A 22,385-nucleotide genomic window follows, 5' to 3' on the forward strand; every position below is an offset into this window, starting at 1 on the left:
CTCCTTAGGCTGCGTTCAGCCGGGCTTCTTGGCGGGCATGGTCCCAAATATCGCAAAGCCGCTGAAAGCGGTCCGCCATTTGAGACATGGCTTCAGCATCAGACATATCACCCTTTAGCCACGCGCGCGCCGCATCGCCAAAGATTGTGCGACCCACAGCGAAACCTTTCACAAGCGGCTGTTTGGCCGCCATGGCGAAGCTTGCTGCCAATTCGTCCTCTGAGGCGTCCAACCCCAACACAACGATACCGCGGGTCCGGGGATCGTTGCGCTCGATCGCGTGGACTGCGTTTTGCCAAGCTTCATCGGTTGTGAATGGCTCTAGCTTCCACCAATCGGGGTAGACGCCAATATCATAAAATTGCTGGATCAAGGTGGCCGTTGTCTTGTCATCAACAGCGCCCACTTTCGACGGGATCACCTCAAGCAGAAATTCCAGATTGTTGCGACGCGCGGCCGTAAACAGGCGTTTCACACGGGCCTCTTGCATGGCGCGTGTCTTGTCGTCGTCGTCCGGATGACAGAATACCAACAGCTTGACCACGTTTTCACGGGCCCACTCCCTGAGGCGACCGAAATCTTCGCCCAAATCGTCCTCGAACTGGATAGGGCGCGATCCGGGGTCCTCTGTCGGGCGGCCAATCCAAAGGCCATTTCCCGTGGCACGATGCAGCGCGCGACGCCCGATACGGTTATCACACAGGATACCATACCCGGGTTGACCATTCTGGACCTGAAGGGCGGCATCAAGGCAGAGCTCTTTGAACGCGCCGCCTTTTTCAAGGGAATAGCCGTCCATCTCTTCCAGCTGCAAACGGTGGTCAAAGGCGAAAGTGCGCACCTGATCCCATGTGCCGTTCGTCAGTGTATGGCGGTTCGTGGCCCAATGCACTTGTTCAAGCACGGCATCGTTGCGCAAATCAGGCCGCTGGACACCGCGTTCAAAGAAGAACTGCAACTCATCCCAGCTGGGATAGGCAGGTGTGCATCCATGGCGTGATACCGCGAATGCACCACAGGCATTGGCGTATTTCAATGCGGTTGGCCAATCTTCGCCATCAAGCCAGCCTTTCAGAAGGCCGGACATGAAACCGTCGCCCGCACCAAGAACATTGAACACCTCAATTGGGAAACCGGGTCCGGCTTGGCCTTCGTCCAGGGTGTCCGGGATGTCACTGGTAAAGGCCACCGCGCCATCCGCACCGCGCTTGCACACAAGCGTTGCACCGGACACAGCACGCACAGCGCGCAGGGCTTCGATCGTGTCGGTTGAGCCGCCGGCGATGTGAAACTCTTCCTCTGTCCCGACGATCATGTCAAACAGATGCAGCGAAGTCTGAAGCTTTGCTGTCACCGCCGCGCTTTCCACAAAACGGCTTTCGCCATCGCCGTGGCCTGCGACCCCCCAAAGGTTCGGGCGGTAATCAATATCCAGCGCGGTTTTTTGGCCGTTCTCACGCGCCAGCCTGAGCGCCTTCAATGTCGCGGCTTCGACCTGCACATTGCTCAGATGCGTCCCCGTAGCGACAACGGCGCGGGCGGATTTGATGAAAGCAGGATCGATGTCATCTTCGGTCAGCCCCATATCCGCGCAATTTTCACGATAAAAAATCAGCGGGAACTGGTCCTCGTCGCGGATGCCCAATAGAACCAGAGCCGTCAAACGCTCCGCATCAACTTTGACGCCGTCAGTATTGACGCCTTCGCGGGCAAGCTGTTCGGCGATAAAACGACCCATATGTTCGTCGCCCACACCTGTAATGACAGCCGATTTGAGGCCCAGACGCGCGGTGCCACAGGCGATGTTTGTGGGTGATCCACCGATATATTTGTCAAAAGATCCCATATCCTCAAGGCGCCCGCCGATCTGCGCACCGTAAAGGTCAACAGAAGACCGTCCGATTGTGATTAAATCTAGCTTAGACATCTTCGATCCTCACTGGTTTACCCTCTTTGGCTGACAGTGTTGCGGCTTCGGCCATTGCAAGCGCATTGACGCCCTCTTCAAGGGTGACCGGCATTTTCGTGCCTTTAGTGACTGCCGTGACGAAGCTGTCCCACTCTGCGGTGTAGGCGGACATGTAACGCTCCAGGAAGAACAACGTTGGTTTCGCCTCTGTCACACCGGAACTGGTGGATTTCACGACAAGGTTTTCGAGTAGGTTTTTCGCCTGTAACATGCCGTCAGAGGCGAGAACCTCAATGCGCTGGTCATAGCCGTATGCCGCACGGCGAGAGTTTTTGATCACTGCGATGCGCCCGTCCGCATAGGTCATCGTCACAACGGCGGTGTCTACATCCCCAGCCGCGCCAATTTCCGGATCGACAATGCTGCTACCAACTGCGGTAATATTCACCGGCGTCACGCCGAGTATGAATTGGGACATGTCAAAATCGTGGATCATCATGTCGCGAAACAACCCGCCGGACACTTTGACGTAGGACACGGGCGGCGGGGCCGGATCAAAGGATGTAATGCTGAGCAATTCAGCCTTGCCAATCTCGCCTGCATCCAGTGCCTTTTTCAAAGCGTTGAAGCTGGGGTCAAACCGGCGGTTGAACCCGATCATTACGGGCTTGCCGGTTTTAGCGACAACCTTCTGGCAGGCGCGTGCACGCTCAAGGCTTAGATCAACGGGCTTTTCACACAGCACGGCTTTGCCAGCCTGCGTGGCTTTTTCCATAAGGTCGGAATGGGTGTCCGTCGACGTCGCAATCAGGACCGCATCAATGGCGGGATCTGCGATAATGTCGTCGGTTGTGCGTGCAGCACAATTGAATTCAGCAGCCAGCTTTTCTGCGTTTTCGGGGAAATGATCCGAAACAGCAACCAGTTCACTTCCTGCGTAAGACGAGATCGCCTTGGCATGGACCCAGCCAATACGACCTGCGCCGAGAAGACTAACTTTCAACATTTGGTTTGCTTTCGTAGGTGCTTCGTGGCCATTGGCCAAATGAGCGTAATAAGGGAAAACAGCCGAGCCTTCGGTCGGCTGTTGTGAGATCACTTTACTGCGCAGCTTTGCCCATTTCAGGTACCAGTTTGGTAAGTTCCTCACCGCCAGCCATCATATCGTGCAGCTCGTCATATTCGATCTCGCCACGTTTCGCTGTCCCAAGCGTTTGCCCGCGGTTGAGCACTGTAAAGCGATCGCCAACAGCCAAAGCGTGACGCACGTTATGCGTAATGAAAACGACGCCGATACCCTGTTCGCGCACTTTGTGAATTGTGCTCAAAACGTTGGCCGTTTGACGCACACCCAAAGCGGATGTGGGTTCATCAAGGATCAGGATTTTCGCGCCGAAGTGAACAGCGCGCGCAATGGCGACGGTTTGGCGCTCACCACCAGACAGGGTGCCAACGGCCTGATCAGGTCCCCGCAGGTTGATGCCCATTTTACGCATCTCTGTCATGGTGATCTCATCGGCCTTCTTCTGGTCCAAGAAGTTCATTCCAAGCACCTTCTTGACGGGTTCGTTCCCCATAAAGAAGTTCCGGCTGACACTCATCAACGGGATCATGGCAAGATGCTGGTGCACGGTCGCAATGCCTGCTTCCATCGCATCGCGTGGGTTCTGAAAGCTCATCGGCTTGCCTTCAAAGAAGATCTCGCCTGATGTGGGCTTGTGAACCCCCGACATCGTTTTGATGAAGGTGGACTTGCCCGCACCATTGTCACCTAAAAGGCAGTGACATTCGCCCGGCTTGACGTCGACCGAGACACCCGCCAGCGCGATGACGGAGCCAAAGTGCTTTTGGATATTCTTCATTTCGATAATGGGATCAGACATATTAACGCTCCCCTGTGATCAAGCGACGGATGTATGTGTTCAGGATAACCGCACCCAACAGGATGGCGCCCAAGAACACACGGAAGAGGGAGCTTTCAACGCCCGCAAAGAATAGACCCTGCTGCACGACCCCAAAGATCAGCGCGCCCAAGGCGGCCCCGATCACCGATCCGTACCCACCGGTCAGCAATGCTCCCCCGATAACAACCGCAATAATCGCTTCGAATTCTTTGAGCAGACCACGATCCGCGCCCGCAGACCCGAACTCCATCACCTGACAAGCAGCGAAGACGGTCGCGCAGAAAGCTGTAAACATGAACATCAGCACTTTGACCTTGTTCACCGGAACACCGGAGTTGCGTGCAGCTTCGGCGTCGCCACCGGATGCGAAGATCCAGTTTCCAAAGCGCGTGCGTGTCAACAGGATATGACCAAAAGTCACCAGCGCCAGCGCCCAGACTATCAGCATCGGGATGCCATCGACAACAGGTTCTCCAATGCGATTACCGCGTTCAAACACACCAATAATGCCCGCATCGCCCAGCATCTGGAAGAAAGAGCCGCCGATTTTGCCGCCAAAGATCGTCGCAAGCCAATCGCCCTCGGCTGCATCACTGATACCGCCAATAATTGTCTTCCGCTCAAGGGCTTGCGGGAAGAAAATGGTAAATCCACGCAGGATGAACAGGAATGCAAGGGTCACGATAAAGCTTGGCAGCCCCGTGCGGATCACAATCCAGCCGTTGACCGCGCCAATCGCGATACAGATGACAAAGGTCATCAGAATGGCCATCCAAACAGGCCAGCCAAGTGTGATTGAGAAGATCGCTATCATCATACCGGCAAAGCCGATCATGGATCCGACCGACAGGTCGAATTCGCCAGCGATCATAAGCAGGCAGGCACCCACCGCGATAATCATGAATTGTGCCGCAACAACGGTCCAGTTCATCACACCCGGTGCGCTGAACATGCCGCTATCAAACGCTGTCAAAAGAAAAAATGTGAAAACCGCGATGGCACCTACGATGCCACCGAGTTCAGGACGGATTAGAGCCTTTCGTACGAAGGATTGTTCCTTGATCCGTTCGTCCGATGCTCCCGCTTGCGTACTGCCGGTCATGGCGCACCTTCCTCTGGTTTTTAATTGTAAAGTAGTTTGTCTTCAGGCTCGGGACATCTCGAACGAACGCCACGACTCAGGATTTGTCGGGACCAGACAAATCACCCGGTCCCGACAGGGAGGAGTGCTTAGCGGTATTCGCCTGCGAACTGCTCAACTTTTTCCAGGCCGTCGGCGGTCACGAAGCCAGGACCGGAGTTGATGTTGTTGCCCGGCAGAACGCCGTAACGGTGGTAGTTGGCCATAACCACAACCGGCAGGTAGGCCTGCAGGAATGGCTGCTGGTCGATACCCCAGTTGACTGTACCGTCTTTCAGACCTTTAACGATTTCGTCACCTAGATCGAAAGTACCAAAGTAGATGTCGCCAGCCATACCGTTTTCTTGCAGAGCAAGGATAGTTGGGTCAGCAGAAGTTGGCCCAAGTGTTAGGATAGCGTCTGTTTCAGGGTTGGCGTTCAGGTAAGCAAGAACACGGTTCTTAACTTCCGCCGGATCCTGACCGGAATCGATCATCTGGCTGCCGAGCTCTACGCCCAGACCGTCTGCGAAACCTTGGCAACGCTCAGTCGAAGACGGGGAGCTGATGTAGTGGTTAACGCACAAGAAGGAACCAATGCCGTCACCTGCAGCACGCTGACCAGCAGCGAAACCTGCGTCGTACTCAGGCTGGCCGACATACATCAAAGCGCCGAGTTCACGGGCCTGATCAGGAGAGCCGGAGTTGATAATGATGATGTCAACACCGCTATCAACTGCAGATTGAATTGAGCCGGACAGCACATCGTAATCTGCAAGTGTTGTAATGATGCCATCAGGGCCAGACGCAGCGGCCTGCTCTATGATACGCGCCATATCTGCCAAGTCACCAGTTGGCGGGTTGCGGTATTCAACCTCAACACCCATCTGGTCGCCGGCAAGGGCCACACCGTTTTTGATTGTGTTCCACCAACTGTCGCTGTCTGGAGCGTGGCTTACGAGAACGTAGCGTTCGCCTTCAGCTTGTGCCGGTGCGACGACGCCTACAACTGCGAAAGCAGCCGCAGCCATTGCGGTAAAAGTCTTTTTCATTTGAACCTCCCATTGGTCGTTACCGGTTCCTTCCTCCGAACCGAACAGGACGAATCAACCGTCCTCCATTTGGAATTTACGTTCCATAATGCTTATAGAGCAACACAAATTTTTCATTTTCTTGATCTTAAGGCGCCAGTGGCCACTGCCAAAGAGATCGCAAGTGACAGTGTTGCGGACAAAGACCGGAACGCACCAAAGTCAATTTCCGAGACAATGAGAGGCACAACAGATTTCGATTTAAACGGCAGACTGGGCGTATCGCTGAGCGCGACTATGGGAAGCCCACGGCGGGCTGCTTCCTCGGCAAGTTCTATAGTCTCGGGACTATAGGGGGCAAATGTAATTGCGATCAACACGTCCCCGTCACGCATGGCTTCGGTATGGGTCAATCGCCCCGATCCCCCATGTAAAACGCTGGGAATATGGAGCTTTTCGAACGCATAAGACAGGTATGATGCAACGGGATGCGCGCGACGCAACCCCATCACATGTATCACCTGCGCACCCGCAAGTGTTTGAACCGCCTTCTCCAAAGCTGCTTCGTTTACAGTGCCAGACAGCTGTTCAAGTGACTGGCGCCCCGCTTCCACAAACTCTGCCAAGATCGCCGTCGGGCTATCATCCCCAAAATCGCGCAGATTTTGAATTCGCTCATTGTAATCGGGCATCTTGGTATGCATGCTGTGACGCACCAACTTTTGCATGTCCGAGTAGCCAGCAAAGCCAATGACCTGACAAAATCGCATGACGGCAGACGGCTGCACATTTGCCCTTTCACTGATTTCAGCAACGGTCGAGAAGGCAATTTCGTTCGTACTTTGAAGAAAATAATCCGCACACTGACGCAAACGCTTTGGTAACGTTGCCCGTAAGCCCATAATTTTTGCATTAAGTTCCTCCATGTTCTCAGGTGGTTGGACGTCTTCCATCTTGCACGCTCCTTGCACTGCGTGTCGGCAAGATAGAATGAAGTCTGGAAAAATGGAATGCATATACCAAGACGTTTCGGACAACATCCGTCAAAGTTCAAAGGTCAACCAAGTGTTGATCGCTATGTGTTCAGTCACGCACATGACAATATGCACCCACCTAGTGACGGCTTCAGCTCATGCTATACTCACTGCACAGTTCCCGAACCGCTACAGCGCTTGCTCTTCATTTTCGCTGGCTTCCAGTGTCCATACGCACATCCTCGGCCCAATGCGTGACCGGATCAGGCAGGGTGTCTCCGCCCGCGTTCAGGTCAGGTCAGGTAATCCCCGGATGGATCGCCCGGAAAGTAAAAGCTAATTTGCCCGGGCGACTGTAGCGCCCGCTCGGACGCGGGTGTCATGCCAACTCACCCGCCAGTGCACGGATTTGCCGAAATGTCTCATTCACCTGGGCCACCTCCGGCTTGGCTTTCTCTTGTGCCCCGTCGCGGGTTTTACTTGCGTAGGTCTCGCCGTCCTCGATCGCGACGAGAAGCTTTTCGTGCCGCAGGACCACCCGGGCCAGTTGCGTGAACATGAAGATATTGGCTGGGTTCAGCCGGTCGCGGGTCGGGTGACAGAGCGGCAAGGCAAGCCTGCGGAACACCGCGCGCAGATCTGCTCCCAGATCATCGGGTTCGGTCTCGAACATGCGGCGCGGCGGCGGCGTCCGTGTTCGACAGGTCCGCCGGAACCTTGTACGCGATAGCGCTGAACCACCTTTTCACCTTCAATGTGGAGAACTCTATTCAATTTCCGCGTTGCGCGTAAAAAGGCTCCTTCTCCGGCCCTCGGTCGATGCGGATTTGTTTCACCCCCTCCCCTACCCCTATGACGCTGCGCACAGCGTGGAGTGGTGGCGACAGGTCTGTCGCCGACTTGGATGGGCTGGCGATGGCCGTCTCCCGCTGAGGACGTGGTTGTTCGTTGCGGCGCGGGTTCCACCTCACATCCCCTGCAGACGCGAGAGGGCCGCACGCCCTGTCTTGGTCACGCTGGCGGAGCGCGACCAGCCGAAGCGCTGCAGCAGCTGGCTGATGGTGAGTCCCTGGAGGCAGATACCCGGCCGGGATATCTGGAGCAGGTTGCCAAACTCGATGCGGCCATCGGACACATGATGATCCGCGATCTGACATACGAAGTCGGCATGGAGATGAAGCAGGCGATGGAAGCCAATGGCCGATCGGTGTCCTACGTCACGCGCCTCTTCAAGCAATTGCGCGCCGTGGCTGCCTATGGCCGCACCTCGCGCCTGCCAGACGCGCGCGATGCGGTCGAAACACTTGCAGGCATAAAACTATCGACACCTGCTGGCTCCAGCGTTTTTCCAACACGCAAGGAAGTCACGTCTGTTGTGGCGGAAGCTGACCGGAAGGGGATGCATGCCTTCGCATGCGGGTATTTGATGTGTTTCGAGTTGAGCCTGCGTGCCGTCGACATTCGGGGGCAATGGCTGGACACCGACTCGCCCTGCGGTCTCCATCGAAAAGGCAAGATGGGCTGACTTGGGACATGATCACCCCTGACCTCTCGCGCATGACGAAGGTGATCAGCAAGACAGCAAAGTCCATGCCGGATGCCTATGTATTCGACCTCACATTGCTGCCGGACGTTCAAATGAGGTTGACGAAGTTGCGCGCGCGGGAACACGGGTCTGGGCATCGTCGCTGAGAGGACCGGATTGCCTTACACGACGCAAAGCTGGTCCCGTGCATCCCTATCGAATTAGAAATCATCTTGGTTTGCGCCCCGAGTTCACCGCGAAGGATGTCCGAGCCGGTGGCTTGACCGAGGCGCGTTCGCTCGTGACCGACCCTCTCCTGTTGCGTGATACCGGGCAGCACAAGCAAGTCAGCACCACCAACGGATACCTCCGGGGCCGCTCCGACGGGGCCAATCAAGTCGTGCAGATGAGAGGGGTGAATCGGAAGACGAAAAAGTTGTGAAATCGTCATGACTACACACATGTTACCGCACGTTACCGCAGCAGTTTTCAAAATCGTCTAAGTCATTGATTTTGTGGTGAGCCGTGATGGGTTCGAACCATCGACCTACTGATTAAAAGTCAGTTGCTCTACCAACTGAGCTAACGGCCCACGTGTGGGGCTACTTAGAAAGACCAGAGCGGGCGGTCAACCCCCAAATGCGACTCTGCTGGATAAGTCGTGGCGCATTGTCTATATGGCCGCAATGAGCATGGAAAATCTGACATATTTACCCTTTATGAAGATGCATGGGCTGGGCAATGACTTTGTCGTCGTGGACGAACGGGGAATCGCTCCACGCGTGGATGCTACTGTCGCGATGGCTATGGCGGATCGACATCGCGGGGTGGGGTTTGACCAGCTTGCTGTGCTCTCTGATAGCCCCGATTCCGATGTGCATCTGACTTTCTGGAACAGTGACGGGTCTTTGTCTGTGGCCTGCGGAAATGCGACCCGTTGTATTGCGCGTTTCCTGATGGATGAAACCGGGAACGACCACCTGACGCTGCGCACCGATCATGGCATGTTGCAGGCCCGCGATGCCGGGGGCGGTCTGACGACCGTGAATATGGGCCAGCCTGCTTTGAAATGGGACGCGGTGCCGCTGGCCCGCGAGATGGACACCTTGGAACTGCCGATTGATGGGGGGCCGACCGCGACGGGTATGGGCAACCCGCATTGCACTTTTTTTGTGCCCGACGCTGAAGCCGTCGATCTGGCTGCACGCGGCGCTGCGATCGAACATCATCCGCTGTTCCCCGAACGCACCAACGTGCAATTTGCCAGCCTGATCGGGCCTGACCATCTGCGCATGCGCGTGTGGGAGCGTGGGGTTGGTGTCACGCTGGCCTCTGGTTCTTCATCCTGCGCTACCGCCGTCGCGGCTGCCCGCCGTGGGCTGACCGGGCGCGACGTGACGATCACGCTGGATGGTGGCGATTTATCTGTCTCTTGGCGCGATGATGGCGTCTGGATGACCGGCCCGACGGCGCATGTGTTTGATGGTCAATGGCAGCTCTGATGGATCGCAAGACGCCCATATTTTCCAACCATGGCTGCCGGTTGAACGCCTATGAGACTGAGGCGATGAAGGACTTGGCCGCGACTCATGGGGTCGAAGACGCGGTGATCGTGAACACCTGCGCTGTCACAGCAGAGGCCGTGCGCAAGGCCCGTCAGGACATTCGCAAGCTGCGCCGCGAAAACCCAAATGCCAAGCTGATCGTGACAGGATGCGCCGCCCAAACAGAGCCGGAGCGCTTTGCCGCGATGGGTGAAGTGGATGTGGTGCTGGGTAATACCGAGAAAATGGACCCGGCCACATGGCGCGGCATGGCCCCTGATATGATCGGGCAGACCGAACCGGTACAGGTTGATGACATCATGTCAGTTACTGAAACCGCGGGTCACTTGATTGATGGGTTCGGCACCCGCAGTCGCGCTTATGTACAGGTGCAGAACGGCTGTGATCATCGCTGCACCTTTTGCATCATTCCCTTTGGTCGTGGTAATTCCCGATCTGTTCCGGCAGGTGTTGTTGTGGATCAGATCAAGCGGTTGGTGGGCACCGGCTATAATGAGGTCGTGCTTACCGGTGTTGATTTGACCAGTTGGGGCGCGGATTTGCCCGGTACGCCGAAACTGGGCGATCTGGTGATGCGTATCCTGAAACTGGTCCCTGATCTGCCGCGCCTGCGGATCAGTTCCATCGACAGTATCGAGGTGGACGAAAACCTGATGCAGGCCATCGCAACAGAGCCGCGTTTGATGCCGCATTTGCATCTGTCGCTACAGCATGGCGATGACATGATCCTCAAACGGATGAAGCGCCGCCATCTTCGTGATGATGCAATTCGTTTTACCGAAGAGGCGCGCAAATTGCGCCCTAACATGACCTTTGGCGCTGATATCATCGCAGGTTTCCCGACCGAGACGGAAGATATGTTCGCCAATTCGCTCGCGCTGGTGCAGGACTGTCATCTGACGTGGTTGCATATCTTTCCCTATTCGCCCCGCCCCGGCACGCCCGCTGCGCGCATGCCGCAGGTGAAGGGGCCGGACATCAAGGCGCGCGCGGCTCGGCTGCGCAAGGCCGGGCAGGCGCAGGTTGCCACGCATCTACAGGCGCAGCTTGGCGTGACCCATCAGGTGCTACTGGAAAGCCGGCGTATGGGCCGGACAGCCCAATTCGCTGAGGTGCATTTTGATAGCGACCAACCCGAAAGCCAGATCGTCGCGGCTCGGATCACCGGTGTCGCAGACGAACATTTGACCGCCTGACCGATGTCTGCACTGCCCATCTTATGGAGCTTTCGCCGCTGCCCTTATGCGATGCGCGCACGGCTGGCGATCCAGTCAAGCGGGGTGCAGGTGGCGCTGCGGGAAATCCTCCTGCGGGACAAGCCAGCGCCGTTTTTGGCGGCCTCACCCACCGGCACTGTGCCGTGTCTGCAATTGCCAGACGCGTCGATCGACGAAAGCCGCGATATCATGCTCTGGGCGCTATCCCGGCAAGATCCCGAAGGCTGGCTGGACATGCCAGCGGAAGGTCACAGCCTGATCGACCGCTGTGACGGGCCGTTCAAATCCGCGCTGGATCACACGAAATATGCGGTGCGATACCCCGATCTGGACGAAGCTGAAGAACGGGCCAAGGCGCTGGCGTTCCTGTGCGACTTGAATGAACTGCTTAGCAGTACGGCTTTCCTAACGGGTCCCCGCCGAACCCTTGCCGATATGGCGATCCTGCCTTTTGTGCGCCAGTTCGCCAATACCGACCGCGCGTGGTTTGATGCGCAGGCGTTGGTACCACTGACCCGCTGGCTGGATGATTTCCTGGCCTCTGACCGGTTCGCTGGGATCATGCATAAATACGTCCCTTGGCAAAACGGGCAGGATCAGGTTTTGTTCCCCTGAAATCACCCAGAAAGGACCTTGTCATGCAGCTATTGATGTCACCCGCATCCCCCTTTGTGCGCAAAGTGCGTGTATTGCTGCGCGAGACGGAGCTGCTGGATCAGGTGGAAGAACGCGCGGTGGCCACAACGCCATTAGCCTCTGACCCCACCGTTGTGGCCGCCAACCCGCTGGGCAAAATCCCGGCGCTGATCCGTGACGATGGCCCGGCGCTTTACGACAGTCGCGTCATCACCCGCTTTTTGAATGATTTTGCCGGTGGCAGTCTTTATCCTGAAAGCCGTATCTGGGAGGTCCTGACGCTTGAGGCGACCGCAGATGCGATCATGGAAGCCGCAGTGCTAATGACCTACGAAGCGCGGTTTCGCGCGGAAGAGCGGCAATCTTCTGAATGGATAGAGGCACAATGGGGTAAGGCAGCCCGTGCCGTGTCCGCCGTGAATAACCGCTGGATGAGCCACCTATCCGGGCCATTGAATATCGGCCAGATCGGGATGGGATGTGCGCTGTCATATCTTGATCTGCGTCATGACGCGCGGGGCTGGCGGGATGGCAATCAGGCCTTGGCCGACTGGCACGCAGCATTCGCCCTGCGCGACAGCATGGTTGCGACCGCCGCGTAAGGATCAGAAATTGAAACTGACGCCGAAATTGACCGCGTTGGTCACGATGTCAGTTTCCAGCGTGGCGCCGGTTTCCAGATCAGCGGTGTTGGACGAAAACGTCCCCTTATATTCGCCAAATACGGACCACTGATCGTTGATGGGATAGGTGGCGCCCGCGATCCAGGTCGCCGCCGGGCCGGTCATCTGATAGCCAAATGTTTCAGAGGAATCGGTCGTGACCTCCACATGTGGCAGGGACACACCGATGCCGCCACCAACGTAAGGGGTCATCTCGCCCAATGCGCTGCTCCACCGGCGATAGGCGTTCACCGTCAGTGTGTTCAGCCCGTCAGTGAACTCCAATACACTATAGCCATCAGGCAGTCCGCCGTCTTTTGGATAGACTTTGTTGTGCGTGAAATCGATTCCATAGCCGAATCTGTCCGTCTCCCATCGCGTCGCGCGGATGCCGTAATAGACCGGCGCTTCGGCTGATCGGCCTTCCCAGCCTACCGAAAAATCACCATTGGGGATTTCATCATCACCGCGCACGTTCACATCCGATGCAGGCGCAGATTGCGCGCCGCCATAAAAGCTCAACTCTACCTCTGCGTGTGCAGAAGTGATGGCTGCCAGTGTAGCAATGCAGAGTGCAATGGCGTGCTTCATCGTGATCTCGGTGCAAGTGTTTCTATATGTGAAGTAGGACAGCCACCTCATGCTGACAATAAAACATTAAGTGAAAACTAACCGCAGCAGAGTGAGTGTGTCCGCACTGTCACAAGCACGCAAAGATTGCGCGGATTCTTGCCGCAACACGCTGCAGGATCGGCGGTTTACTGTTTATTTTCTTTGTTGAATCAATGCGGTCTTGTTCGCGCATCGCGATCATTTTCGGTTCCGATGATTCTTTGACGGCCTTTACCAACTGTTCGCTCTTTTCGCTCAGAGAGGAAGGCAGTATTCACTGCGCTCTAATGTCCGCTGGACGTATCAGCTTTTGATAGCTAAACAGCGCCGGAATGGATTGGTGGCGACGCCGGTCTGCCTTTTGTATGGGCATCAGGCCCAGAAACTATCGGAGATGCACCCCGTGTCACATGCAGAAGATCACCAGGGCACCCGCCGCGACTTCCTTTACTACGCCACGGCTGGCGCTGGTGTGGTTGTCACGGGCGCTGCCGTATGGCCGCTGGTCAACCAGATGAACCCATCAGCTGACGTTCTGGCGCTTGCGTCGATTCGCGTCGATGTCAGCGGGGTTGAACCCGGCACACAGCTGACGGTGCTGTGGCAGGGTAAGCCGGTTTTTATCCGGGCCCGGACCGAAGAAGAAATCGCACAGGCCCGCGCGGTCGATGTTAGCGCGCTGCCTGATCAGGGCGCTGAAAACGCAAACGCGGCTGACGGCGCTGATGCGTCTGATGAAAACCGCGCGCTGACCGAAGATGGCGTCTGGCTCGTTCAGATGGGGGTTTGCACGCACCTTGGCTGTGTCCCGCTGGGCGAACAGGGCGATTTCGGCGGCTGGTTCTGCCCTTGCCACGGGTCGCACTACGATACGGCTGGCCGGATCCGCAAAGGCCCTGCCCCCCGCAACTTGCCCATCCCGCTCGCGTCCTTCGCGGACGAGACGACAATCCAACTCGGTTAAGGAGAGAGCGCCATGTCCGGTATCCCCCACGACCACTACGAACCCAAAACGGGCGGTGAAAAGTGGCTTCACGCGCGTCTGCCGATCGTTGGTCTTCTGTATGACACCCTGATGATTCCCACCCCCAAGAACCTCAACTGGATGTGGATATGGGGCATTGTGCTTACCTTTACACTGGTCTTGCAGATCGTCACCGGGATTATCCTGGTCATGCATTATGTCCCGCATGTCGATATGGCGTTCGCTTCGGTCGAACACATCATGCGCGACGTGAATGGCGGCCATATGATCCGCTATTTCCACATGAACGGTGCATCGCTGTTCTTCTTTGCCGTCTACCTGCACATTTTCCGCGGTCTCTACTACGGCTCTTACAAAGCCCCGCGCGAGGTGACTTGGATCGTCGGCATGCTGATTTACGTGCTGATGATGGGCACGGCCTTCATGGGCTACGTTCTGCCTTGGGGGCAGATGTCCTTCCACGGCACGGCTGTGATCACCGGCCTCTTCGGCGCGATCCCCTTCATCGGCGAAAGCATCCAGATCTGGCTGCTGGGTACACCAAACGGCGCGATCGCGCAGCCTGCGCTGAACCGCTTCTTCTCGCTGCACTACCTGCTGCCCTTCGTGATTGCCGGTCTGGTGGCTGTGCATATCTGGGCTTTCCACTCCACCGGGAACAACAACCCAACCGGGGTAGAAGTGCGGCGCACCAGCAAGGAAGACGCCGCCAAGGATACCCTGCCCTTCTGGCCTTATTTCGTGATCAAGGATCTGTTCGCGCTGGCGATCATCCTCGCGATCTTTATGGCCGTCGTCGGCTTCATGCCCAACTATCTGGGCCACCCGGATAACTACATCCCGGCCAACCCGCTGGCGACGCCCTCGCATATTGTGCCCGAATGGTACTTCCTGCCATTCTACGCCATCCTGCGCGCCTTCGACCAAGAGGTCTGGCTGGTGATCCTCGTCAATTGGGTCAGCTTCGGCATCATAGACGCGAAATTTTTTGGCGTGATCGCAATGTTCGGTGCCATCGTCGTGATGGCGCTGGCACCATGGCTGGACACATCAAGCGTGCGGTCTGGCCGTTACCGCCCCATGTTCAAATGGTGGTTCGGACTTCTGGTGATCGACTTTGTCGTACTGATGTGGGTGGGCGCACGCCCGGCGGAAGGGATCTACCCCTATATCGCGCTCCTCGGTGCGACCTACTGGTTCGCTTACTTTCTGGTGATCCTGCCGCTTCTGGGTGTGATCGAAAAGCCGATGACACCACCGGCCACGATCGAAGATGACTTCAACGCGCACTACGCGCCGAAAGCCGGGGGCACGAAAACCCTCGTCAAACCGGCCGAGTGAGAGAGGACCAAGAGAGATGATCCGTAAAATCACACTCACAGCCGTTACTGCGCTGGCCATGGCTGCGACACCATCAATCGCCGCCGAGGTGGAAACCGAAATCCACGATTTCGATTTCCCGTTCGAAGGTCCCTTTGGCAGCTACGACCAGATGCAATTGCAGCGCGGCCTGCAAATCTACACCGAGATTTGCTCCGCCTGCCATGGTCTGGAACAAGTGGCCTATCGCAACCTCGCGGATGATGGTGGGGTTGGCTGGAACATGGACGAGGTTCGGGCCTATATCGACTATCAGGGTGCCGAAGTTTTCGACCAAAGCCTGTTTGACGGCGAAGGCGACTTTCGCGCCGCAACGCCCGCAGACCGGTTCCCGGAATCGGGTCTGTCAAACGCGCCCGATCTGTCGCTTATGGCCAAAGCCCGCGCCGGTTTCCACGGCCCTTACGGGACAGGTATCAGCCAGTTCGTGAACGGGATGGGTGGTGCCGAATATATCGCTTCAATCCTGACCGGCTATCATGACGAACCCGAATGCGCCCTCGAAGGCGAACCCATGGACGGCTACTACAACGTTGCCTTTGCCGCGGGCGGTTACCCTGATAGCTGTATTGATGACCACGGGCACCATATGGTTCCGGGCAGCTGGATCGCCATGGCCCCACCGCTGTATGGTGACGATGTGGTCTTTGCAGATGGGCACGCATCTGATCTGGATCATGTCGCACAGGATGTCTCCGCCTTCCTGATGTGGACGGCAGAGCCAAAGCTGGTTGCGCGCAAGCAAGCAGGCCTGACCGGGTTCATCTTTTTGGCTGTCCTGTCGGTCCTGCTGTATCTGACCAACAAACGGCTCTGGGCACCGCATAAGCACAAAGACTGATCGCGATCAGCATCACATACAAAGGCCCGCCATTTTGGCGGGCCTTTTCAGTTTCGTAAGATGGGTTTTAACCCATCCTCCCCTAAATATGCGGCCAAAGCGGGGGGCGGATTGTCAAAAAGCGCGGAGGTGTCCACCGGCGCGGCGGCTACCCCTTCGGACACAAGTATGACAGCATCCGCAATCCGCATGGCATCAGCCGGATCATGGGTGACCATAATCACCGTCCGCCCGACCGCAGCCAGCTTGCTGCGGACAAGGTCGAGCATTTCGGCCTTCAGTGCCGGGCCCAATGCCGAAAATGGTTCATCCAGCAGGACAAGTGGCCGGTCCGCCAGCAACACACGGGCCAGTGCCGCGCGGCTTTGCTGTCCGCCGGACAAAGCACCCGGCTTGCGCTGCGCCATCCCGGTCAAGCCGACCTCTTCCAACACATCATTGATGCGCGCGGTCTCGGCCTTGACGATCCGCAAGGACGGGCGCAACCCCAGCCGCACATTCTGCGCGACGGTCAGATGTGGGAACAGGTTGTTATCCTGAAACAACATGCTGACCGGACGGTCGCCGGGGGTGGTAGTCGTGATATCCGTTTCATCCCACAAAACACGGCCTTCATCAGGGTCCAAAAACCCTGCAACGGCAGAGAGCAGCGTTGACTTGCCCGCGCCCGACGGGCCGATCAGCGCGGTGATCTTGCCTGCGGCCACGGTGAAATCCGCGCGCAGCGCGAATGCGCCTTGTTGTATCAGCAGTTTGTCACATCTCAGCACGCCCACGACCTCCCCAATCACAAACCCAAAACAGGGCGAAACTCAGCACCAATAGCAGCAGTGCGGCACCGGCTGCGGCCTCCATCTGATAGGACCCCATCAAACGATACATGGCCAGCGGCAGCGTTGCCTTTTCCTGCCCAGCAAACAGCGTGATGACGCCAAGATCGCCCATCGACAAGGCCGCAGCCAACCCGGCCGAAAACCCCAATGGGCGACGCAAGCGCGGCAGCACCACGATCCGAAGCCACGACCATCCACGCAGGCCCAGTGATGCGCCCAGTCGCCCGAAATCCACCGTGATACTCTGTGCCTCGGGCGCGATGGCGCGCAAGGCAAAGGGCAGGGCGAGCGTGGCATTGACCAACATGGTCACCAGCAGCGCCAGATCCACCGGATTGACGAAGGGAAAGACAATCAGGAATGCGCCCGTCCCCACAACCAGCCCCGATGCGGCCAGCGGCAGCGCGCCGATCACAGCAACCATCCTGCCACCGCGCAAGGCCAGCGCCAGCGCCATTGCGACGCACAGTACTGCCGATCCAAAGGCGACGAGGATAGAGCGCAGCGCAGCCATCCACACGGTGTCCGGCATCGCAAACAGCCCGGTGGCACCGCGCGCAACGACCATGCCAAGTGGCAACAGAAGAAACAGACTGACCGCACCCATCATCAGATAGTCCAACCAAGCACCGCGCAGGTCCCAGCGCTGCACCACACGATCCAACCCCGCGCCCATCGCGTCACGCCCGGTGATCCGCCAGACCACCGTCGCCGCAATCACGCAAAGCCCGAATTGCACGCAGGCCAGCAGGGCGGCGCGGCCCAGATCGAAATCAAACCGCAAGGCCTGATAGATCGCCAGTTCCACAGTGGTGGCGCGTGGTCCGCCCCCAAGCGTCAGCGCGACGGCAAAGCTTGTCAGGCAAATCAGAAAGATGACCAGAAACGCGCCGGGTACGACGGCGCGCAACATGGGCCATTCCAACAACTGACCGACGGAGGCATTCAGGCTGGCCGCCAGACGGAACCGCTCTGCCGGGATCGCCAGCCAGCCCTGCAGGATCAGCCGGATCGCCAAGGGCAGGTTGAAAAAGACATGGGCCAGCACGACACCGTGAAACCCAAAGATCGACACCGGCGGCAGCCCCAGCCAGATCAGCGTGACATTCAACACCCCACCGCGCCCGAAGACGGCAAGCAGGCCGACCACAGCCACGATCACGGGCAACAAAAACGGCGCGCCCAAAAGGGTGATCAGCATCCCCCGCCCGACAAAGCGCCGCCGGGCCAGAGCGCGGGCCACCGGGATGGCCAGCGCGACGCTGATCAGTGCTGAAATCAACGCCTGCACCAATGTGAACCGGATCGCGGCCCAGTCAGCAGGGCCCAATCCGCCGCCCCATTCGGCCCGCCATGCCACAGCGGCCAGCGTGCCAAGGGTCAGCGCCAGAACCAGCCCTGCCGCGACCAGCCCCGGCCAGCGCGGATTTATTGCGAGAGCGCGTTGCGCCATTCGTCCAGCGCCGCGTCACGTATGCTGTCTGCTTCCTGATCCGGGAACAGCAACGCCTTTTCAGGTGTCATCAGCGTCTCGAACCCATCGGGCAGACCCGCCGCAGGCGTCACGGCAGGGTACATCCAGTTGGTCGTGGGGATCGCGCTTTGGAACGCATCGGTCACCATGAAGGCGATGAACTGATCGGCCAGTTCCGGTTGATCCGTGCCAGCCAGCTTCCCGGCGACCTCGACCTGTATATAATGGCCTTCGGCAAAGCCCCAGGCGGTCTTGCTGTCATCCTCTTCCGCGATCAGGTGATACGCGGGCGAGGTTGTATAAGACAGCACCGCGTCGGATTCGCCGTCAAGGAACATGCCATAAGCCTCCGACCAGCCGGGGGTTACGGTGACGATGTTGTCGGCCAGCCCCTCCCAAATTGCGCCGGCCTCATCACCGTAAGCGGCCTTGACCCACATCAGCAGGCCCAGACCGGGGGTGGAAGAGCGCGGATCCTGAATGATGATCTTCAGGTCGCTGTCGGCAAGTTCTTTCAGCGAAGCAGGTGCTGCGTCACCGGCATTGCCGACAAAGGCAAAATAACCCCAGTCAAAAGGCAGGAAATCAGGGTCATCCCAGCTAATGGGCAGATCCAGATCGGCGGTCACACCATGCGGTGCAAACAGACCTGTGTCGCGCGCGGCACTCGTCAGGTTGGTATCCAACCCCAACACGATATCCGCATCGGTGCGCGGCCCTTCCAATTGCAGACGCGCCAAGAGGGCGGCCCCGTCACCGGCGCTGACGAATTGCAGATCGCAAGCGCAGGTTTCTTCAAAAGCCGCTTCGATCACCGGGCCGGGGCCCCATTCGCTGACAAAACTATCGTAGGTATAGACTTGCAGTACCGGGGTCTCGGCCCATGCGCCTGTGGCCGCAAAGGCGAGTCCCGCGACAACTGGCAGACAGATTGGTTTTTGCATCTTATCCTCCAAATGCGACGGGCGGATTGGGGGATAGCGGGATCGCCATACCTTCCCTCCGCCGGTCTTAACCGGTTCAGGTTCAACGGGTCCGCTTGCGCATCTCAGCCAGATTGGCCCCCCGAGGTTTGCCTTTGCTAGGACGTATCCTGCGCGGTGACAAGGGAAACCTCTTGAGGCTTATTGGTATGGCGGCTAGACCCATGCGGCAAAAGGGGGCAGTCATGTCAGTCAACAGCTTTGGTCATCTGTTCCGGTTCACCACGTGGGGTGAAAGCCACGGGCCTGCTTTGGGGGCGACGGTGGATGGTTGCCCGCCGCGCGTGGCGTTGGAGCCTGCGATGATCCAGCAATGGCTGAACAAGCGCCGTCCGGGGTTGAACAAGAATACAACCCAGCGGAATGAACCCGATAGCGTGGAAATTCTGTCAGGCGTGTTTGAAGGGCAGACCACTGGCACACCAATCCAGCTCATGATCCGCAATACTGACCAACGGTCCCGCGATTATGGCGATATCGTCAACAGCTTTCGCCCCGGTCATGCTGACATCACCTATCACCAGAAATACGGCATTCGCGATTATCGTGGTGGGGGTCGGTCGTCGGCCCGTGAAACCGCGTCGCGGGTTGCGGCGGGTGGCGTGGCGCGCGAGGCGATCCGTGCGATTGCGCCGGGTGTGCAGATCAAAGGCTATATGACCCAGATGGGCGCCAAGCAAATCGACCGATCCCGCGTGGATTGGGAAGAGATTGATCGCAATGACTTTTTTTGCCCGGATGCTGTGGCTGCAGAGGAATGGGAAGCCTATCTGCAATGGCTGCGCAAGGATGATCACAACTCTGTCGGGGCGATTATTGAGGTTGTCGCGCGTGGCGTGCCTGCGGGTATTGGCGCCCCGATCTATGCCAAGCTCGACACGGATTTGGCGGCAGCGATGATGTCGATCAATGCAGTCAAAGGCGTTGAAATCGGTGAAGGTATGGCGGCGGCCGCCCTGACCGGTCGCGATAATGCGGATGAGATTTTCATGGGTGCGGATGGTCCGGAATATAGTTCGAACCACGCGGGTGGTATCCTTGGCGGGATCAGCACGGGGCAGGATATTGTGGTCCGTTTTGCGGTAAAACCTACATCTTCGATCCTGTCACCGCGCAAATCGATCCGCATGGATGGCAGTTCGACAGAGGTGATCACCAAAGGCCGCCACGATCCTTGCGTCGGAATTCGTGCGGTGCCTGTGGGTGAGGCGATGATGGCCTGCGTGATCTTGGATCATCTGCTGATGGATCGGGGTCAGACGGGTGGCGAGCGTGGTGTGATTGGGTGAAATCACCCGCCCTATGTTTGTTTCGACAATTGCACGGCTAAAATGCCCCCGGCGATGATGGCCACGCCAAGAATATCAAGAAAACCAATTGCTTCACCCAGAACCACGGCGGCTATCGCCACGCCAAGGAATGGGTTCAGGAAGTGAAAGGTTGAGGCGCGGACCGCGCCGATCCGCCCCACCAGCAAGAACCAGACCACCGTAGCGGCAAGGCCGGGGATCAAGGTGGTGTAGAGGAAGGCTGTGACCAGTTGCCAGGTCCACGTGACGTCCCAAGTTTCAAAGGCGAGCGCCGGGACCGACAGCATGGCACTGCCCACAAGCATCTGTAATCCAACGATCATTAGCACATTGCCGCCGGAAGACGCACCCAGCACGGCCAGCGTGGCGATGGTCAGTGAGACCACCCCGATGATGCAAAGCACCAGACCGTAAAGATCGACCCCGCCTTGCAGTCGCGCGCCCATGATCAAACCGACACCGAGCACGCCTGCGACCAGCCCGGCGATGCCCAAGGGCCTGATCCGTGTTCCGAACACCAGCCACCCAGCAAGGGCCACGAGCAGCGGCATGGTTGATGCGATGATAGCCGCGAGCGAGGCGTCGATTGTTTGCATCGCGACGAAATTCAGCCCTAAATACAAGGCGTTCTGGCAGATACCAAAGATCAAAACCCCCGTCCATTGCCGTCGGCTTAGACGGGCCGATTGGCCCAGCGCCCATGCGATCAGCACCCCGATCAGCCCTGAAATCAGGAACCGCAACGCGAGCGCTGTCAGCGGCGGGGCGTAGTCGACGATCACCCGCGCAGAGGTAAAGGCCGAGGACCACATGAAAGCAAAGGCAAGGCCCATGAGAATAGCTTTGATATCCATGGTTTGGCGTAACGCGTTTTCGTAGCGGGCGGAAAGTGCTGATTGCTGATTTTGCGGTTTCGCAAGGCTGGCATGTCGTTGCGACATGACATCCGCGCAACGTTCGGTGGTGTTGCGTAGGGTGCGCCGTGCGGTGGGTGCGTCACCACGGCGAATCAAAGGTTAATGCAGGCGATTACAGTGGTATCAGGGGCTGGGTGAGGCGTCGGAAAGTTGTCGGACTTGCGTCGGACCCAAACGCAGACCACCCCGCCTTTAACGGTGCGTGCGGTGCAAATGTGAATCCGACGTTAAGGATCGCGCCACAAGGGGTCGATTCCAGTAGAGGGCAGGAGCGTATCATAAGAGCAATCTTGAGCGTTACAGCGCTTCATCGCATCTTTTTGCACGCATGACGGCATATTTTGCGTCTCAGATAGACGGTACGGGAGAAGTCTCAACTGCCGGGTCTTATCCGTACACCTGCCGTTGCGCTCTAAGGTGGCAAAGGAGCAAGATGCGGGACAAAGTGAGCTTTCGATGCGCTTGTATCAAGGACCGGTTTGGGTCGCTCAATGATAGATCTTTTCC

The 22,385-nt window shown here is 57.8% G+C and carries 21 protein-coding genes, 1 tRNA gene and 1 riboswitch; of the genes, 9 read left to right on the plus strand and 13 right to left on the minus strand.

The window, feature by feature from the left end; genetic code table 11:
• Nucleotides 1-4: 4 nt before the first annotated feature.
• From ACJ5NV_RS17250 to ACJ5NV_RS17280, 7 genes are all read right to left on the minus strand, one after another.
• Nucleotides 5-1,927 carry a bifunctional 5-dehydro-2-deoxygluconokinase/5-dehydro-2-deoxyphosphogluconate aldolase gene (locus ACJ5NV_RS17250; RefSeq protein WP_411645708.1) on the minus strand — a complete coding sequence of 641 codons (1,923 nt, stop codon included), beginning with the start codon at nt 1,925-1,927 and terminating at the stop codon, nt 5-7.
• The gene (iolG, locus tag ACJ5NV_RS17255; protein ID WP_411645710.1) at nt 1,920-2,915 is read right to left on the minus strand and encodes an inositol 2-dehydrogenase; all 996 of its coding nucleotides are present in this window, start codon (nt 2,913-2,915) and stop codon (nt 1,920-1,922) included. The genes ACJ5NV_RS17250 and iolG overlap by 8 nt, the downstream gene beginning before the upstream one ends.
• 94 nt (nt 2,916-3,009) lie before the next feature.
• The gene (locus ACJ5NV_RS17260) at nt 3,010-3,792 is read right to left on the minus strand and encodes an ATP-binding cassette domain-containing protein (protein WP_411645712.1); all 783 of its coding nucleotides are present in this window, start codon (nt 3,790-3,792) and stop codon (nt 3,010-3,012) included.
• Between the two features lies 1 nt (nt 3,793).
• A complete protein-coding gene (locus tag ACJ5NV_RS17265; RefSeq protein ID WP_411645714.1) occupies nt 3,794-4,915 on the minus strand; it encodes an ABC transporter permease in 1,122 nt (373 codons plus the stop codon).
• A 128-nt stretch (nt 4,916-5,043) separates the two neighbouring features.
• Complete coding sequence (locus tag ACJ5NV_RS17270) at nt 5,044-5,964, minus strand: sugar ABC transporter substrate-binding protein (RefSeq protein ID WP_411645808.1); 921 nt, start codon at nt 5,962-5,964, stop codon at nt 5,044-5,046.
• A gap of 134 nt (nt 5,965-6,098) precedes the next feature.
• Nucleotides 6,099-6,917, minus strand: coding sequence for a MurR/RpiR family transcriptional regulator (locus ACJ5NV_RS17275; protein ID WP_411645716.1), 819 nt, complete (start codon nt 6,915-6,917; stop codon nt 6,099-6,101).
• Nucleotides 6,918-7,317: 400 nt separating this feature from the next.
• Nucleotides 7,318-7,611, minus strand: coding sequence for a P27 family phage terminase small subunit (locus tag ACJ5NV_RS17280; protein WP_411645718.1), 294 nt, complete (start codon nt 7,609-7,611; stop codon nt 7,318-7,320).
• 204 nt (nt 7,612-7,815) lie between these two features.
• On the opposite strand from ACJ5NV_RS17280, the gene ACJ5NV_RS17285 reads away from it, so the two are divergent.
• Nucleotides 7,816-8,463, plus strand: coding sequence for a hypothetical protein (locus ACJ5NV_RS17285; RefSeq protein WP_411645720.1), 648 nt, complete (start codon nt 7,816-7,818; stop codon nt 8,461-8,463).
• 516 nt (nt 8,464-8,979) lie between these two features.
• Here ACJ5NV_RS17285 and ACJ5NV_RS17290 read toward each other — a convergent pair.
• Nucleotides 8,980-9,055 (minus strand) — tRNA-Lys (locus ACJ5NV_RS17290).
• 100 nt (nt 9,056-9,155) lie between these two features.
• On the opposite strand from ACJ5NV_RS17290, the gene dapF reads away from it, so the two are divergent.
• Genes dapF through ACJ5NV_RS17310 form a run of 4 tightly spaced genes read left to right on the plus strand, consistent with a single transcriptional unit; the run spans nt 9,156 to nt 12,483 of the window.
• A complete protein-coding gene (gene dapF / locus ACJ5NV_RS17295; RefSeq protein WP_411645722.1) occupies nt 9,156-9,965 on the plus strand; it encodes a diaminopimelate epimerase in 810 nt (269 codons plus the stop codon).
• Nucleotides 9,965-11,224: a tRNA (N(6)-L-threonylcarbamoyladenosine(37)-C(2))-methylthiotransferase MtaB gene (mtaB, locus tag ACJ5NV_RS17300; RefSeq protein WP_411645723.1), complete on the plus strand. Its 1,260-nt coding sequence runs from the start codon at nt 9,965-9,967 to the stop codon at nt 11,222-11,224. Before dapF ends, mtaB begins: the two co-directional genes overlap by 1 nt.
• Nucleotides 11,225-11,227: 3 nt before the next feature.
• Complete coding sequence (locus ACJ5NV_RS17305) at nt 11,228-11,860, plus strand: glutathione S-transferase (RefSeq protein WP_411645724.1); 633 nt, start codon at nt 11,228-11,230, stop codon at nt 11,858-11,860.
• Nucleotides 11,861-11,883: 23 nt separating this feature from the next.
• The gene (locus ACJ5NV_RS17310) at nt 11,884-12,483 is read left to right on the plus strand and encodes a glutathione S-transferase (RefSeq protein ID WP_411645726.1); all 600 of its coding nucleotides are present in this window, start codon (nt 11,884-11,886) and stop codon (nt 12,481-12,483) included.
• A gap of 3 nt (nt 12,484-12,486) precedes the next feature.
• Here ACJ5NV_RS17310 and ACJ5NV_RS17315 read toward each other — a convergent pair whose 3' ends face one another.
• A complete protein-coding gene (locus tag ACJ5NV_RS17315) occupies nt 12,487-13,134 on the minus strand; it encodes an outer membrane protein (RefSeq protein WP_411645728.1) in 648 nt (215 codons plus the stop codon).
• 424 nt (nt 13,135-13,558) lie between these two features.
• Here ACJ5NV_RS17315 and petA point away from each other — a divergent pair, with 424 nt between their 5' ends.
• Genes petA through ACJ5NV_RS17330 form a run of 3 tightly spaced genes read left to right on the plus strand, consistent with a single transcriptional unit; the run spans nt 13,559 to nt 16,361 of the window.
• Nucleotides 13,559-14,119, plus strand: coding sequence for a ubiquinol-cytochrome c reductase iron-sulfur subunit (petA, locus tag ACJ5NV_RS17320; RefSeq protein WP_411645729.1), 561 nt, complete (start codon nt 13,559-13,561; stop codon nt 14,117-14,119).
• 12 nt (nt 14,120-14,131) lie between these two features.
• The gene (locus tag ACJ5NV_RS17325) at nt 14,132-15,481 is read left to right on the plus strand and encodes a cytochrome b (protein ID WP_411645731.1); all 1,350 of its coding nucleotides are present in this window, start codon (nt 14,132-14,134) and stop codon (nt 15,479-15,481) included.
• A gap of 16 nt (nt 15,482-15,497) precedes the next feature.
• On the plus strand, nt 15,498-16,361 hold the full coding sequence (locus tag ACJ5NV_RS17330) for a cytochrome c1 (RefSeq protein WP_411645733.1): 864 nt from the start codon (nt 15,498-15,500) through the stop codon (nt 16,359-16,361).
• A 47-nt stretch (nt 16,362-16,408) separates the two neighbouring features.
• Here the strand turns inward: ACJ5NV_RS17330 and ACJ5NV_RS17335 are convergent, their stop codons facing one another.
• From ACJ5NV_RS17335 to thiB, 3 genes are read right to left on the minus strand one after another with little or no spacing between them, the layout of a single operon-like run.
• Nucleotides 16,409-17,131, minus strand: coding sequence for a thiamine ABC transporter ATP-binding protein (locus ACJ5NV_RS17335; protein WP_411645735.1), 723 nt, complete (start codon nt 17,129-17,131; stop codon nt 16,409-16,411).
• Nucleotides 17,118-18,647, minus strand: coding sequence for a thiamine/thiamine pyrophosphate ABC transporter permease ThiP (locus tag ACJ5NV_RS17340; RefSeq protein WP_411645737.1), 1,530 nt, complete (start codon nt 18,645-18,647; stop codon nt 17,118-17,120). The genes ACJ5NV_RS17335 and ACJ5NV_RS17340 overlap by 14 nt, the downstream gene beginning before the upstream one ends.
• Nucleotides 18,623-19,612, minus strand: a complete 990-nt coding sequence (gene thiB, locus ACJ5NV_RS17345; protein WP_411645738.1) for a thiamine ABC transporter substrate binding subunit — start codon at nt 19,610-19,612, stop codon at nt 18,623-18,625. Before thiB ends, ACJ5NV_RS17340 begins: the two co-directional genes overlap by 25 nt.
• Before the next feature lie 36 nt (nt 19,613-19,648).
• Nucleotides 19,649-19,746: riboswitch (TPP riboswitch) on the minus strand.
• Between the two features lie 90 nt (nt 19,747-19,836).
• Here thiB and aroC point away from each other — a divergent pair.
• Nucleotides 19,837-20,940 (plus strand): chorismate synthase, encoded by a 1,104-nt coding sequence (gene aroC, locus ACJ5NV_RS17350; protein ID WP_411645740.1) that lies wholly within the window; start codon nt 19,837-19,839, stop codon nt 20,938-20,940.
• An 11-nt stretch (nt 20,941-20,951) separates the two neighbouring features.
• Here the strand turns inward: aroC and ACJ5NV_RS17355 are convergent, their stop codons facing one another.
• Nucleotides 20,952-21,815, minus strand: a complete 864-nt coding sequence (locus ACJ5NV_RS17355; RefSeq protein WP_411645809.1) for a DMT family transporter — start codon at nt 21,813-21,815, stop codon at nt 20,952-20,954.
• Nucleotides 21,816-22,385: the final 570 nt, after the last annotated feature.

The organism is Loktanella agnita (genome assembly GCF_046640325.1).
In the GTDB taxonomy this organism is placed as follows: domain Bacteria; phylum Pseudomonadota; class Alphaproteobacteria; order Rhodobacterales; family Rhodobacteraceae; genus Yoonia; species Yoonia agnita.

What these genes read in the sequence shown, in the direction of transcription:
- ACJ5NV_RS17250 (WP_411645708.1), bottom strand. Translation starts at nt 1,927, where the DNA reads ATGTCTAAGCTAGATTTAATCACAATCGGACGGTCTTCTGTTGACCTT.
- iolG (WP_411645710.1), bottom strand. Translation starts at nt 2,915, where the DNA reads ATGTTGAAAGTTAGTCTTCTCGGCGCAGGTCGTATTGGCTGGGTCCAT.
- ACJ5NV_RS17260 (WP_411645712.1), bottom strand. Translation starts at nt 3,792, where the DNA reads ATGTCTGATCCCATTATCGAAATGAAGAATATCCAAAAGCACTTTGGC.
- ACJ5NV_RS17265 (WP_411645714.1), bottom strand. Translation starts at nt 4,915, where the DNA reads ATGACCGGCAGTACGCAAGCGGGAGCATCGGACGAACGGATCAAGGAA.
- ACJ5NV_RS17270 (WP_411645808.1), bottom strand. Translation starts at nt 5,964, where the DNA reads ATGGCTGCGGCTGCTTTCGCAGTTGTAGGCGTCGTCGCACCGGCACAA.
- ACJ5NV_RS17275 (WP_411645716.1), bottom strand. Translation starts at nt 6,917, where the DNA reads ATGGAAGACGTCCAACCACCTGAGAACATGGAGGAACTTAATGCAAAA.
- ACJ5NV_RS17280 (WP_411645718.1), bottom strand. Translation starts at nt 7,611, where the DNA reads ATGTTCGAGACCGAACCCGATGATCTGGGAGCAGATCTGCGCGCGGTG.
- dapF (WP_411645722.1), top strand. Translation starts at nt 9,156, where the DNA reads ATGGAAAATCTGACATATTTACCCTTTATGAAGATGCATGGGCTGGGC.
- mtaB (WP_411645723.1), top strand. Translation starts at nt 9,965, where the DNA reads ATGGATCGCAAGACGCCCATATTTTCCAACCATGGCTGCCGGTTGAAC.
- ACJ5NV_RS17305 (WP_411645724.1), top strand. Translation starts at nt 11,228, where the DNA reads ATGTCTGCACTGCCCATCTTATGGAGCTTTCGCCGCTGCCCTTATGCG.
- ACJ5NV_RS17310 (WP_411645726.1), top strand. Translation starts at nt 11,884, where the DNA reads ATGCAGCTATTGATGTCACCCGCATCCCCCTTTGTGCGCAAAGTGCGT.
- ACJ5NV_RS17315 (WP_411645728.1), bottom strand. Translation starts at nt 13,134, where the DNA reads ATGAAGCACGCCATTGCACTCTGCATTGCTACACTGGCAGCCATCACT.
- ACJ5NV_RS17325 (WP_411645731.1), top strand. Translation starts at nt 14,132, where the DNA reads ATGTCCGGTATCCCCCACGACCACTACGAACCCAAAACGGGCGGTGAA.
- ACJ5NV_RS17330 (WP_411645733.1), top strand. Translation starts at nt 15,498, where the DNA reads ATGATCCGTAAAATCACACTCACAGCCGTTACTGCGCTGGCCATGGCT.
- ACJ5NV_RS17340 (WP_411645737.1), bottom strand. Translation starts at nt 18,647, where the DNA reads ATGGCGCAACGCGCTCTCGCAATAAATCCGCGCTGGCCGGGGCTGGTC.
- thiB (WP_411645738.1), bottom strand. Translation starts at nt 19,612, where the DNA reads ATGCAAAAACCAATCTGTCTGCCAGTTGTCGCGGGACTCGCCTTTGCG.
- aroC (WP_411645740.1), top strand. Translation starts at nt 19,837, where the DNA reads ATGTCAGTCAACAGCTTTGGTCATCTGTTCCGGTTCACCACGTGGGGT.
- ACJ5NV_RS17355 (WP_411645809.1), bottom strand. Translation starts at nt 21,815, where the DNA reads ATGGATATCAAAGCTATTCTCATGGGCCTTGCCTTTGCTTTCATGTGG.